Raw genomic sequence first — 14,024 nt, 5'->3', positions numbered from 1 at the left:
TCCTAAACCTACAACGGCAAGTAAGCATAAAATGGTTTTGTTGGTTTTCATAATTTTAGTTTAATTTATTTTAGTAGTATTGAAGCTGGTCGTTCGTCAGCTGTTTTTAGTTTAAAATTTAAATTAGATGTTTGCAAATCCTCAATGTGTCTGGCATAAATTCCATAAGCAGGTAAGACTTTAAAAAAACTAAATTCAGGATACGCTTTTTCTTGTTCTTCAACGACTCCTACATCAGAAAGCTTACCTCCACCTGCTAGTGTTATTTTTATATTCTCCAAGCTAACATTCCCTATTTTATGATTGGGAGTTCCCGTTATCAAAATACCAGAGGATGGATTAACTCTTGATTTTTCAGGAGAACGAGTCGTTGCGGTTATATTCTTAAGGCTTACTTTGTTAATAGAACCGACCTCACGTTTGGTTGCTTCCCGATAAGTATTTAATCGTTCACCTAAACGAATAAAAATAGGCATTTCAACCTCGTCCATCACAATGTTTTGAATTGTAACATCATGAATATTAGCTCCATCTACACTCAATATTTTGATTCCACCACCACGAGTATCATATAATTTACAATCACGAATATCAATATTGTAAAAATCCCCCATCGATTCGGTACCCAACTTCAGGGCTCCCCAATGGCTACTAATTATACAATTTCTGACTTTAACATTATATGTTGGTAGAGAACTCGTCGCTTTAATACAAATTGAATCGTCACCTGTATTGATGTTACAATTTTTTATTTCAATATCATGACTGGAATCCAAATCAAACCCATCGTTATTTTTATTGGCATGATTGAACACGGTCAATCCATCGATTTTTATAGTTGATGATTGGTAAAAATGACACGCCCAGGCTGCAGCTTCCCTAATCGTAATATCTCTCAGGGAAATATTTGATGATTTTACAAATCGTAAAAGAAAGGGACGATTGGCTCCAAAATCTTTAACAGAATCACCGATACCTAATTGTACCTTTTTTTTCTTCAATTGTGTTGCTAAGAATGCTTGACCATTTCCATCAATGATTCCTTGCCCCGTTATTCCAATATTTTTCACATTCAGTGCGCCAATCAAGCAGGTTCCCCTAGCCTGTTTAACAGCATCTACAAAGGTGTCGATACTCTGATAATCAAGAGGATTATCGCTCCCTACTAATTTAGCTCCTTTTACCAGGTTTAGAACCACATTATCTTTTAGCAAAATAGTGCCACTAATAAAAATGCCTTTGGGAATTGTAACAACTCCTCCTCCTTGAGCGGCACATTCGTCAATTGCTTTTTGAATATAAATCGTATTAACGGTCAAGCTATCCCCTTTTGCACCGTAACTAGTGATGTAAAAAGGGAGCTTTGTAACAGCATATAGAGCACTATAACCGCTAAAAAAAAATACGACAAGTATTTTGACAGCTTGATTTATCATACCTTTTTGAATAACAACACTTTAATCATTCAATTTCCAAGATCTCACCCAGTTATAGGTTGTCGTGCGTTCTTCCTTAGTCCCATTCATTCCACCATCGTCAGGAACTGGATTCCAATCATAGGTTTCAACTACCATTCTTAAATACATATCGATATCAAAATCTGCAGGTGGTTTCACTTTGGTTACAAATTTACCGTCTAAAAAGAATAAAATTTCGTCTTTAGATTTCCACCAAACGCCATACACATGAAAAGCATCATATACTTTCCCACCAATATCGCCTCCACCTTTGTTAGAACCTTTGGCATAATCACAGCCCTCAGGTATGTTACGACTGTGGGTATTGGAATTCATTTTTTGATCAAAATTTTTCATCCATTCGGCTTTGTTTACAATCTGCCCTACACATTCCTGAATATCCAATTCGGTAGTTCTTTTGTCACAACCTTGCGCTCCTTTGCCTTCATTAATCAACCAAAAAGTGGATGACATAAAGGTTTTATTGGCTTTCATTTCACATTCATAATAGCCATATTTCATTGCATTTCTGGAACCTACATACCCACCTCCGTGTGTATAGGTTTTATTTTGTTTTACCACGGGTTGCGGAAGCATGTTTGTTATAATTTTCAAACTTCCATCGGATACCGTTATATTTTCGGCCATGAACAATCCAGGAGCACGACCTATCCAGCCTTGACCGGAAATTTGCCATTTGTCTTCATCCACTTTTTTTCCGTTAAATTCATCCGACATGTTTTTTACTAATTCCCATTTTTTGCCATCTGGTTTCGGATCTTGCCCTTTTTCAAAAACGGGACTTTTTTGTGCCACAATACTATTTGCGGCTAATACTAAAATAAAAGGTGCAATTTGTTTTATTGTTTTGATGATTTTTTTCATTTTTTTATTGGTGTTATTAATTGTAATCTTATTTGGTTGCTAAATATTCTAATCTTCTGCCTACTGTATAATTTTCACGCACTTTTTTGTCTATTTTTTCCAACTCAAGTTGGAATGGATATTTTTGATAGAAATCTTTTAATAGAACAATGCTATTTAAAATCAACAAGGCTTCCGTTTCTTTTTTAGATTGATAAAGCGCTTCCAGAATAGGTTGGCTTGTGTTTTGATGTGCGACAATTGCCAAAAATTCAGCAGCTCTAACTCTGTTTATGATTTCAGTATCCGATTTCATTAGAGTTGTAATTTGTGCTGTCAACGATTTTGCTTGCTCTCCAAAAGAAGTCGCTACAATTAATCCCCAGTAACGCTCCCATTTGTCTTTTGATTGCAAACATTTTACAATCTTAGGGGCTGCTTTGTCAAAATTTAACACCTCTAAATCAGCAATTTTAAGGTACTTCTTGATGTCTTTTTGATGTTTTTTTCCAAACTCCAACGGATTCTGAATGGCATTATCCAACAAATAAAATTCAGGATACAAGGACAAATCAGGTTGTTTTTCCATCCAAGAATGCAACTTTTTGCGCAAACTCACTAACTGTGACTGATAAGCAGGATCGTTTGCCAAATTTTTAGTTTCAAATGGGTCTTTGTCTAAATCATATAAGGCTTCGGCTGCTTTGGGCTCAAAAAACTGCGATTGCACTGCATTTAATTTTCCAGCCTTGAATAACTCAAACCATTCCTTATACGCCAATTGTTTGTAACGGTACTCATTCATTAACCCATCTACATTGAAAGGTTCAAAATTGCGCACGTACTTCAGGTTTCCTTTTCGAAGACTTCTTACCATATCGTACTTTTCGTCAAAACGATCTGCATAACCGATGGTTTCATCTCTCTTTTCAAGTTCATTTTTCGAAATATTTTTCCCTAAAAAAGGTTTTCCATCCATTGTTTTAGGGACACTAACACCTGCAAGATTCAAAACAGTCGCTCCAAAATCCACAAAACTCACAAAAGAATTGGTTCGTGAACCCGGTTGAAAGGCTGCTAAATCCTGGTATTTCTTTGGCACATAAACAACCAGTGGAATATGTAATCCCGTTTCGGTCAAATAGCCTTTGCTATCAGGCAACACGCCACCATGATCTCCATAGTAGAAAATAATGGTATTCTCTAGTAAATTATCTTTTTTCAATTGGTCTAAAACGGCGCCTACTTCAGTGTCCATTGCCTTGATTTTATCGCGGTAATAGGTGTTTGTATATCTAAACAAATCCGTTTGAGGGTGATTCGGTTGTACAAAAACCTCAGCAGGATTCATCGTAGTTTTGGTCGTATTCATCGTTTCATTAGTAAAATGAATACGGCTTTCGTGAGTGGTTTCGATATTAAAAACGTAAAAGAAAGGTTGCCCTGGCTTTCTGTTTTTATAGGATGCCTTTTTAGACGATTCGTCCCAAACTTCATTGGATTTATAAATATTATAATCTTCCTTAGCATTATTGGCTGTATAATAACCCGCTTTTCTCAAATAAGCGGGAAACATTTCTTGGGTATTGTTCAAGGTCACTTTGCCTTCCGCTCGGTGGTAATGTGTTGCTAATTTTGGTCCATACGTTGACGTAATCAAAGTAGAACGAGCAGCACTACATACCGCAGCATTCGAAAAAGCACAGTCAAAAACAATTCCTTCCTTAGCTAAATTCTCAATGTTGGGCGTGGCAATACCGTGTTCATCAAACAATTTCATATAATGTTTCGAATTGTCCTCAGAAACAATCCAAACAATGTTAGGTTGTTGTGCATACGAGGCAACCGTAGTGATTAGATTGACTAAAAATAGTTTTATTAGTTTATTATTCATTTCTCAATTATTATGTTTTACTTTTTTTCTATTTACAAAAATGGTATCCGTTGAACCATTCAACACATCATCAAAAACAACAGGCTTACGTTCGTCCTTGTTCACAATATTGATATGGAAATTATCAATAGACAAACCATCAACATGGCGGGCAAAAATCCCTGAAGCGGGTAAAGTGCCTACTTTACTGAATTCTGGCCACCAATCGCCCAAGGTTTCTAGCGTAAATTCTTTTATGTTTTTATTCAAAGCTTCTTCCTTTGTTCCACCACCTGAAACAGTCATTTGTATGTTTTTCAACTGAATATCGGCAATATAATGATTTGGCATTCCTGTTATAAAAATGACCGAATTTTTGTCCAACGCTCTATTGTCAACTATTATATTTTCGAAAATAAATCCGTGCATGGCATTCATTGGTGCCATTTCTTTGGGTGCATCTACCCCTGCTCTTTGCTGGCAAAAAGTCATAAAAATAGGGCGTGGCACGTTTTTCATTACAATATTCGAAAAAATCATGTTTTTCATTTCGCCTCCTTCGTTCATTTGGATTTTTAAACCTGAATCTGATATATCATGAAAGGTACAATTATTCACTGTAACCGACTCAAAATCGCCTCTGGAAGCCAAACCAAAACGCATGGCCGCCCATTTACTCGTAAACACACAATTGGTAATCACTATATCTTTACAAGGTTTATCAGGTCTGGAAGTTTGTAAACAAATGGAATCGTCACTGGTGTCAAATGAGGAATTAGAGACTCTCACATTGGTACACCCATCAAAATCCAGTCCATCACCATTGTGATTGACTCTACTGATGATTTTGATTCCGTCCACTACAATTTCGTTGCAATACAACCAAGCCGATGTCCAAGCTGCAGGATTAATTAGCGTAACATCACTTAAATGAATGTCATTACAATTGAGAAAACGAAGCATCATCGGGCGACCGCCTTTTTCTTTGGTAAAATTCTTCGGATGACCATTGGCATCAATTGTGCCTTTTCCTTCAATTGAAAAAGATTTGGCCTCATTCGCAAAAATCAAGCAACGATCCATATGAGGTTCGTTCTTATAGGTGTTTTTATGCGTATCCGTTGCATAATCCGAATAATCAGGACTCCCTAATAAAACTGAACCGTTTTCGAGATAGAGCGTTACAAAATCTTTCAAGTAAATGGTTCCTATAAGCACTTTTTTACCCGATGGAATGATAACTTTCCCGCCGCCTTCTTTGGAACACAAGTCTATTGCTTTTTGAACGGCCTGGGTATCTTTGGTCAATCCATCCCCTTTTGCTCCAAAGTCTAAGACATTATAGTCCTTGGCTTGGATAACAACCGTAAACAGCAGCAATAATAAGAATAGTATCTTTTTCATTGATTAATCTTAATGTCCTGATTTAGGATATAAATCATTGGTATAACGGAGTACTTCGGCTTTGCCTTCTCCTCTAGCGTTCTTAATTTCTATTTTCCATTGCTTTTTTAAGGTTTCTAAAACAGCAGCATATTTATTATCATTGACTAAATTATGTAATTCTTGTGGGTCTTGTTTTAGATGATACAGTTCTTCGTAAACGGGTTTTTCCCCATTTAATGGTGAATCAATATAATCACGGTAAACAGCAATTTCAGGGTCGTGCATATTGTATAGCATTTCGCTTTGACTGATACCTATTTCTTTGGCATACTTAATTTCTTTAGTAGCCGAAAAATTATTATTTTTATAATAGCGAATGTATTTCCATTCCTTATTCTGAACGGCTTCACAGCGAGGATTCCCAAAATGAGTTGACCATAAATTCTCCGTATAAACGTAGTTGCGCACTTCTTCTTTATCCCCTTTAATTAGGTTTGAAATGTCTTTTCCCTGAAAGGTTTTAGGAGCAGGAATTCCTGCCATTGCTAACATTGTTGGGGCAATATCCAAAGTTTGTACCAAGGCATCGCTAGTAATTCCTTTGGCTTTTTTGGGAGCTCTTGGGTCATAGACAATAAAGGGAACATGGGTTGTTTTTTCGTAACAAAGCGCTTTCCCGCCCAAACCATATTCTCCACCAAATAAACCATGATCTGAGGTAAAAATAATCACGGTATTTTTGTCTATTTTAAGATTTTTTAATTTTTTTCTAAGATTGCCTATCATTCTGTCAATTCCTGTCATGGCTTCCATTTCCCGAATCAATCGTTCTTTGATTCCCGCTGGCGTATCTACATAATTATAGCCCACTTGACGGTCTTCGGCATGTAATAAATCTGCTGGTAATTTTGGTGTTTTGATATCCGCTTTGGCAATATAATTTGGTGGCAATGGAATATCCTTATCACGATACAGGGTTTTATAAATTTCATCGTCCTCGGCTTTCATTTTCATCGTCTCTGTACTCGCTCCATGGGGCAAATTGAAGTTGATAGACAACATAAAAGGTTTGTCCGAAGGTCTTGTTTCAAGAAATTTAATAGCTCCTTTAAGTTTTCTTTCGTTAGGGTCTAAAAAATCATTAACTCCTTCGTTGATAATTTCGGGTTGGGTAAAAGCTATAGCATCATTAAAAATAGAATGTCTGTCATTAGGATAAAAACTCAAATGGCCGTGACCTGCATACCAATAATCGAAACTTTTTTCCATCAGTCCACTGTCATAACCTCCTTTACCAATGGGTGCATGATTTTTGCCAATCCATCCCGTATAATAGCCATTGGCACGCATCACCATAGGATAAGATTGTTCCCAAGCTTTGTCAGAGATACTGGTTCCCGAATTAAAATTCACTCCATGTTTGCGTTCGTATTGTCCTAATAAAATAGAAACACGACTAGGAGTACAAATCGCACTAGTGATATGAGCATTGGTAAACAAAATGCCTTCGCCCGCCATTTTATCAATTGCTGGAGTTTGTACAATCGTATTCCCTGTACAACCTAATAATTCATAAGATTGATCATCGGTCAAGACAAAGATAATATTAGGACGAACTTGAGCCGTAATCGTTAGACTATTTAGAAAAAGGAGAATAAGAATGATTATTTTTTTTTCCATTTATCAAAAGTTTTTATTCTTTAAAATTAATCTTTATGAGCTTCTACAGCTCCTCCAATATTATTTTCTTTGTATCCTTCCATCAAAATTTTGAAAGAATGTGCGTAGTCCGAAGGATAGGATTTGGGTGCTTTAATAATCAAGCCTTCGGCATTGCGTTCCCATTCGATTTTTTCATCACTCCCTAACAATTCAATTTTATTGATTTTCGAATTCAAAACTCCTATTTGCGTACTTAAGGATTTGATTACTATTTTATCCTCGGGTTTGTCTAATACAATGGCATAAAATTCTTTATCTGATTTTTTTGTGAATCGAATATCCTTATTAGAATACACAATGGTATGGCTTTCTTCTACCTTATGTCCGCCCTCTGGTAATCGATTAGGGCCTTCACCAAAAATAGTCCAAGGTCTGGTACCATAAATTGCCTCTCCATTGACCGCTAACCATTTTCCCATATCTACCAATAAATTTTCCATCACCACAGGAATGGTACCATCAGGATCAGGGGGTACGTTTAACAACATCACGCCGTTTTTAGAAACAATATCGACCAAAATATCCACCAACTCGTTAGCTGATTTGAATTTTGCGTGTGGTCTATAAAACCAAGCCCCTGGCGAAGTATCAGTTAACCAAGTTGGATTTTTAGGCTGATTGGGTCTGCCGCGTTCATAATCTTTAATAGCGGTATCCAGCGTAAAAGTACTTTCTTTGTAAGCCACTCCTACTTCTTTATTCCATTCCAAACCTTTGTTATAATAGTAAGCCAAAAATTTCAATCTGCATTCTTCGGTCATATTTTCTAACCACCAGTCAAACCAAATCAAATCGGGTTGATACACATCGATATATTCCTTTAATTTAGCCCACCATTCTTTATAAAAACGCTCATCAGGCGTATCAGATTCTAACGAATGTGGGGAAGTGTACAAATCATAATCCTTAGGGTCTATATTGCCATGCGCATGGGCTGGAGCAAAATATTTCCAAGTAAAAGCATGATGAAAGGAAGCCATAAACTTCATTCCTCGGGCTTCAATTTCTTTTTTCAAAGCCGCCGAAGGGTCAATTCCTCCATAGTTCATTGAATTCCAACGCGTGGCTTTACTATTCCACATCGCAAAATTATCATGATGCATGGCCACAGGTCCAGCAAATTTAGCACCCGATTTTTGGAATAAATCCGCCCATTTTTTGGCATCAAAACCAGAAGGTTTAAATTGTTCGATGATGTATTTATAACCAAATTCTTTAGGATCTCCATACTTTTTTTGGTGATGGAGGTAGTTATTGGATGGTTTGCCATTTTTAGTAGGTACTATTTTACCATCAGTGTACATTTGCATCCCGTGCCAACCACTATAAAACTGGTTTGGTTCGGTTCCTTCAAAAGCAGCGGATACTGGCCCCCAATGCGCATAAATTCCAAGTTTTGCATCTTGAAACCATTCCGGAACTTGATTTACAGTAGATACTGATTCCCAACTTTCCTTGTATTTTCCTTTTTTTTGCGAAGTTTCCTTTTGAGCATGTAGAGCTACTGCAACAAAAAGGCTTAACAGACTGAATTTTACTTTTTTCATTTTGATTTTTTTTTAATCCAATGAGGTACGAAATTTTAAAAATGCCTCACCGCTTTTTTGATTAAATCTTGAATTGTTTTATTGTGTCAAACTTTAAAGTACCCTTGTTACAACAATCTATTTTAATTGCATTTTAGATACCTTTTTATTTGTTGACTAAAAGAATCGCAAACAAAAAAAGTAGTACGATTAAAACCGTTTTAGAAAACAATTTCAATCCATCCATTTTATCTTTTTTACAATTCAATTATTTTTTATTGTAAAACTAAAGCAATCTGTTGCCCCTCGAAAATCTACAACACTAAAAAAGCCCCAATAAACCATTTGTTATGTATTATAAAACATTCGGTTTATTAGGGCGCTCCTAATTTTTTTTCCAATAAATAATTCGTGCTCCAAAGCTTTCTCTTAAAATGCAGGCTTCGAACGCTACTGAAATCCCTATTTAAATTCAATTGACAAGAAATCTTATCCTTGTTTTAAATAGCTATTCAGTCACATTTGCTAATGATAAACCGTTTTTAAACAACGAATATTATTCCTAATCGATCAACTCATCATATAATTCCCAAAAGCAATCACGAGAATTCCAAGGCTCATTACTGACAATCCTGAATACAAAAATCGCTTACTTTTATCACCCGCTTGAGACCATTCCCCTGAGAACAACCCTAATATATTGGCCACCATAATACAACCTGTTTGAAAAACTGCAAAACCCACTGAGGTTCCTAATGCGCCTAAACTGTATGCTCCTAAACCATAAATGATTAATGAAGTCACATAGACGATAGCCATTAGCCCAATTAATACAATGTTCTTAGGACTTGATGGAACGGCAAATTTTACCCATGTTTTTCCTTTGCTTAACTGATACGCAAAATAGAAAACCGTTATCACTCCACTTCCTATAAAAGAAGGCAACATAACAGCCAAGCGGGCAATCCAAGGCGAGTTTGCGTATTGATTTTGGGATATGTCGCCTATATGTCCTATACTATCAGCCACATGATAAGACAGATTAAATCCTGCTGCGCAAATTCCGCCAACAACACACATAATAATACCCACTTTCATGTTTTTATTGGAAGTCCCAGCATCCGAAGATTCATTGGCCTCACGCAACAAACCTGCTTTACCGTTTAGAATAATTCCAACCATGATAATCAAAATCCCAAAAACAATAATCATTCCACCTGGCGTAGCTAACTGCTCTATATTTCCCATAAAAAAAGGCAAAACAGAACCGACTAAAGTTCCCACACCAATCAATAACGAAAAACCTAAAGCCATTCCAATTTTCGAAATACTAATTCCCCATAAAAGGTTTCCAATACCCCACAATAAACTTAGGAAAAAGATACTTATGAAAATAGAAGTAGGCACTTGTGCATAGGTATCCATCAAGCCATTAACTAACAGAATTGAAGCCAAAACGGGAACTATAAACATGGCTAACAACCAAAAAACACCCCAAGTATTTTCGACATCATACCCTTTGACATACTTAGACGGAAAGGCGTAAAAACCCAACAGGATAGCTGCAAACAGTACCCATAAAAATCCTATTATCATAATGCTTTAATTAGTGATTAATATTCCAAGTAAATGGTTCTTTTTTGCAAATAATGTTCAATACCGTATATACCGTCTTCTCCTCCCAAACCTGATGTTTTATGTCCTGAGTGGTATCCCTGAATATAGCCAACAATCTGTTTGTTGATAAAAATGGTTCCAACCTGTAGTTGGTCAATTGCTTTTTGGTGAATTTTATAATCGTTGGTGAACAAATAAGCCGACAAACCTTCTTCTCTAGCATTAGAATATGCCATTGCTTCCTCAAATCCAGAAACTTTCATAATCGGTAAAACAGGAGCAAACAATTCATGTTTAGTCGTTGCATCTCCATTTTTAACTTGGGTCAAAACAGTAGGCGCATACCAATTTCCTTTTTCAAAAGCAGCTCCTTCAGGACGTCCACCACCCATAACTAATTCAGCTCCTTCTGCGATATTGTCTTTCACCAATTGATTTACGCGCTCTAAACCAGAAGTACTCACATTTGGCCCCATATTGATGCCTGAAGCAAATGGATCTCCCACCTTAATTTGTGCAACACGCTGGATTAATTTATCGGTAAACTCATCGGCAATTTTATCCGCTACCATGACCATTTCGTTACAAATACAAACCTGTCCACAGTTAGCAAAACGCGAAATTACAGCCGCTTCGACCGCTTTGTCAATGTCCGCATCTTCTAGTACAATAAATGGCGCTTTACCGCCCAATTCCAAGATTAAACCCGTGATATTATTAGCTGCAGCACGATACATGGCTCGACCAGCATTTGTACTTCCTGTCAAACTGATTAACTTCGTAATGGGACTTTCGACTAATAAAGAAGCCGCTGCGGCATTTTGGGTAGAGACCATATTTACAACACCCTTTGGCAAACCTGCATCTTCCACCAAACGGCAAAATTCTGAAGCGGTGACAGGTGTTAACTCATGAGGTTTTATAATAATCGTATTTCCAGTAACCAAAGCTGGGCCTAATTTTCGTCCAATTAAGGCCAACGGATAGTTAAATGCACATAAGGCAACCGTGACACCATAAGGAACTTTGTGAATTTCTAAACGTTCATTAGGATTTTCAGTCGGAAAAATAGCCCCTTGAATACGACGCCCTGCTTCAGCAGAATACGTCATATAGCGAATGGTATCGTCAACTTCCCCTAAGGCTTCGGCATAGGTTTTTCCTTGCTCCATTACTAGCAATTGGGCAAAATGTTCTCGTTCTAGCTTTAAACGATCACAGATAGCATAAATATAATTAGCCCGAGTTTGAGCCGCTAGTAAGCCCCAACTAAATTGTGCTTTTTCAGATGTTTCTAAGGCATATTGCACATCCTCTTTGGTACAAGCGGTGACTGTAGCAAAAACTTCATTGGTTGCAGGGTATTCCACTTTGATACGATCTCTGGTAGTAGAATCTAACCATTCACCGTTAATATAACATCGGTAATGTTTGATTTCTTGATTCATAATAATTGATCTTTGGTTGTTTCGTTACTTAAATTTAGGTTTTCGCTTTTCTACAAAAGCTTCAAACCCTTCTTTTGCATCATGGGTATCATACAAAGACTCCACCGATTGGGTTTCAAAATCTAATGATTCTTGTAAGCTCATTCCCTTATGCAGTTGTACATATTTTTTTATAGCTGTCATGGCTTCTCCAGCTCCTTGCGCTAATTCAGTTACATAGTCTTGAACCTTAGCGTCAAATTCATGGGCTTCAAAAAGCTGATTGAATAATCCATACTGATAGGCTAAATCAGGTGCAATTGAATTACCCGTTACTAAAAGTTCCATAGCTCTACTCGCCCCAATTAAATCAATCATTCGGGGCGTTCCTCCATTTCCAGGCATCAAACCCAGTTTTACCTCAGGCAAACCAATCAAATAATCTCCTTTTGCAGCTAAGCGAATATCACAAGCCATGGCCATTTCCAATCCTCCTCCTAAAACATGACCGCTAATGGCTGCAATCACTATTTTGGAACTGGAAACAATCGCTTCAGAAACTGCACGAGCGGCTTTGACCATTTCAGCATTTTCCGCTGTGGTATTGGTACTAAATATTTTAATATCGGCACCCGCACAGAAAAATTTTTCTGAAGTACTGTTGATTAAAATAACTTTAATCGCATTATCAGCACTCGCCTCACGAATCGCTTGACTTATTAATTGTAAAAAATCGAGATAATAACTATTCGCCTTAGGCCTATTCAAACTAATTGTGGCTATAGCAGCTTCTTTTCGTACTACTAAATAGGTGGATAAATCACTCATAATTATTTGGTTTTATTGTGCTCATTCATTATCGACTCATCTTGTTTATTCCCCTTTATTGGAATACATCAAATGGCAGGTACTCAAAAAGTGCTTTATTGAAACACTTTAAAAGTCGTCCTGCCATAGGTTTGAACAATCGCTAGTAGCCGACCTGACCTAGCTTACATTGTTTTTTTTAATGATTCAATATACAATTGATTTAAGCCGTCTAATACTTTTTTAGTATCTCCTCCCTTCATCATATACTCCCTAATTGGGGCACCTGCATGATCTTGAAAATACATATGTCCATGGTAACGCGGTCTTAAAAAAGCGCGGTCTAGTGTAGGTAAAGTATCTATAAAATAGTTCGACGTAACCGCATTGGTTCTTTCGTCTAACCAAGCACCTCTATGCCCTGGCTGTCCGCCATTATCAAAAAACACCCCTTTTTGAGTTTCTGGAGAGGCCACATACTGCGCATAAGCTAACGTAATTTCTCTATGATTTGAATTGGCAGAAATAGCCAAACCTGTTCCTCCCAAAGTCGTAATTAGTTTGTTCCCTTCGAGACTAACAACGTCATGAAATTTTAAAAAATGCTTCGCATATCCTTGTCTCGAATAGTTTGTATAGCCATAAGCAAAAGGAGAATAGGCATATTTATCCGTAAGCGTCATGGCTTCATATACCTTTATTGGGTTCATGTCGTAACAAGCTGGATCGATATATTTCCCTAATTCCTTTAAAATTTCTAATGCTTTCAAACCAATCGTTTCAGAAACAAAATAGTCTTTTGTTAAGGCTACATCTTCCCCTAGAGTACAGCAAATCATATAAAAACTCATCAACGTATCTTGCGGAATTCCCGGAATGGCAACCAAACCTTCCTTGGCTAAATCCATAACATCTTCCCAAGTTTCAGGAGCTTTTTTTCCTAATTTTTCTAATAAATCGGGGCGACTAGCTGCTACTGGAGTGGCTGCATCGATAGCCAACGCGCTTTGGTATCCATCAAAACAATAGCTCTCATGAGATTTTCCTACCGAATTAGCGGCTTGATCCTCTAAAAATTCCTTTGGTAAATACTCGTTTAACGGAATAATCACTTTGGTTCTTGCCGCAAAACCTGCCCAAGGATGGTCAATAATGAGTAAATCATAACGCTCTGCTAATTTGTTGATAGGCTCATCAGCAAAGGCTTGCAAAGATCTTTTTTCCCATGTAATTTCTACATTAGGATATAATTCATGAAAACGTTGTGCCGTAGCAACTGCTGATGTGAACCCTCTACTGTGGTCCCAAGTAATTCCTTTTAATTGTATCTTTTCTTGTGACATTT

10 protein-coding genes are annotated in these 14,024 nt (G+C 37.0%); all 10 read right to left on the bottom strand.

Annotated features, from left to right (window positions below; translation table 11 throughout):
- Nucleotides 1-65: 65 nt before the first annotated feature.
- The 10 genes from SLW70_RS08390 to SLW70_RS08345 all read right to left on the bottom strand — a co-directional run bounded on the left by SLW70_RS08390 (nt 66) and on the right by SLW70_RS08345 (nt 14,022).
- A complete protein-coding gene (locus tag SLW70_RS08390; protein WP_320891661.1) occupies nt 66-1,436 on the bottom strand; it encodes a glycoside hydrolase family 28 protein in 1,371 nt (456 codons plus the stop codon).
- 21 nt (nt 1,437-1,457) lie between these two features.
- Nucleotides 1,458-2,342 carry a family 16 glycosylhydrolase gene (locus SLW70_RS08385; protein ID WP_320891660.1) on the bottom strand — a complete coding sequence of 295 codons (885 nt, stop codon included), beginning with the start codon at nt 2,340-2,342 and terminating at the stop codon, nt 1,458-1,460.
- 28 nt (nt 2,343-2,370) lie between these two features.
- Nucleotides 2,371-4,215, bottom strand: a complete 1,845-nt coding sequence (locus SLW70_RS08380) for a sulfatase (protein ID WP_320891659.1) — start codon at nt 4,213-4,215, stop codon at nt 2,371-2,373.
- A gap of 3 nt (nt 4,216-4,218) precedes the next feature.
- Entirely contained in the window at nt 4,219-5,598 is a 1,380-nt protein-coding gene (locus tag SLW70_RS08375) for a glycoside hydrolase family 28 protein (protein WP_320891658.1), read from the bottom strand.
- A gap of 9 nt (nt 5,599-5,607) precedes the next feature.
- Nucleotides 5,608-7,260, bottom strand: coding sequence for a sulfatase-like hydrolase/transferase (locus SLW70_RS08370; RefSeq protein ID WP_320891657.1), 1,653 nt, complete (start codon nt 7,258-7,260; stop codon nt 5,608-5,610).
- 26 nt (nt 7,261-7,286) lie between these two features.
- Nucleotides 7,287-8,849: an alpha-L-fucosidase gene (locus SLW70_RS08365; protein ID WP_320891656.1), complete on the bottom strand. Its 1,563-nt coding sequence runs from the start codon at nt 8,847-8,849 to the stop codon at nt 7,287-7,289.
- 549 nt (nt 8,850-9,398) lie between these two features.
- Entirely contained in the window at nt 9,399-10,424 is a 1,026-nt protein-coding gene (locus tag SLW70_RS08360) for an L-rhamnose/proton symporter RhaT (RefSeq protein WP_320891655.1), read from the bottom strand.
- A gap of 17 nt (nt 10,425-10,441) precedes the next feature.
- A complete protein-coding gene (locus tag SLW70_RS08355) occupies nt 10,442-11,893 on the bottom strand; it encodes an aldehyde dehydrogenase family protein (protein ID WP_320891654.1) in 1,452 nt (483 codons plus the stop codon).
- 24 nt (nt 11,894-11,917) lie between these two features.
- On the bottom strand, nt 11,918-12,700 hold the full coding sequence (locus SLW70_RS08350; RefSeq protein ID WP_320891653.1) for an enoyl-CoA hydratase/isomerase family protein: 783 nt from the start codon (nt 12,698-12,700) through the stop codon (nt 11,918-11,920).
- 164 nt (nt 12,701-12,864) lie between these two features.
- Nucleotides 12,865-14,022 carry an ABC transporter substrate-binding protein gene (locus SLW70_RS08345; protein ID WP_320891652.1) on the bottom strand — a complete coding sequence of 386 codons (1,158 nt, stop codon included), beginning with the start codon at nt 14,020-14,022 and terminating at the stop codon, nt 12,865-12,867.
- Between the last annotated feature and the right edge of the window lie 2 nt (nt 14,023-14,024).

It is taken from the genome of Flavobacterium sp. NG2 (assembly GCF_034119845.1).
Classification (GTDB): domain Bacteria; phylum Bacteroidota; class Bacteroidia; order Flavobacteriales; family Flavobacteriaceae; genus Flavobacterium.
Note: the sequence above shows the minus strand (reverse complement) of the source record. Positions and strands in the feature narration are given on the sequence as shown.

Coding starts and splice junctions, on each gene's coding strand:
- SLW70_RS08390 (WP_320891661.1), bottom strand. CDS start 1,436: ATGATAAATCAAGCTGTCAAAATACTTGTCGTATTTTTTTTTAGCGGT.
- SLW70_RS08385 (WP_320891660.1), bottom strand. CDS start 2,342: ATGAAAAAAATCATCAAAACAATAAAACAAATTGCACCTTTTATTTTA.
- SLW70_RS08380 (WP_320891659.1), bottom strand. CDS start 4,215: ATGAATAATAAACTAATAAAACTATTTTTAGTCAATCTAATCACTACG.
- SLW70_RS08375 (WP_320891658.1), bottom strand. CDS start 5,598: ATGAAAAAGATACTATTCTTATTATTGCTGCTGTTTACGGTTGTTATC.
- SLW70_RS08370 (WP_320891657.1), bottom strand. CDS start 7,260: ATGGAAAAAAAAATAATCATTCTTATTCTCCTTTTTCTAAATAGTCTA.
- SLW70_RS08365 (WP_320891656.1), bottom strand. CDS start 8,849: ATGAAAAAAGTAAAATTCAGTCTGTTAAGCCTTTTTGTTGCAGTAGCT.
- SLW70_RS08360 (WP_320891655.1), bottom strand. CDS start 10,424: ATGATAATAGGATTTTTATGGGTACTGTTTGCAGCTATCCTGTTGGGT.
- SLW70_RS08355 (WP_320891654.1), bottom strand. CDS start 11,893: ATGAATCAAGAAATCAAACATTACCGATGTTATATTAACGGTGAATGG.
- SLW70_RS08350 (WP_320891653.1), bottom strand. CDS start 12,700: ATGAGTGATTTATCCACCTATTTAGTAGTACGAAAAGAAGCTGCTATA.
- SLW70_RS08345 (WP_320891652.1), bottom strand. CDS start 14,022: ATGTCACAAGAAAAGATACAATTAAAAGGAATTACTTGGGACCACAGT.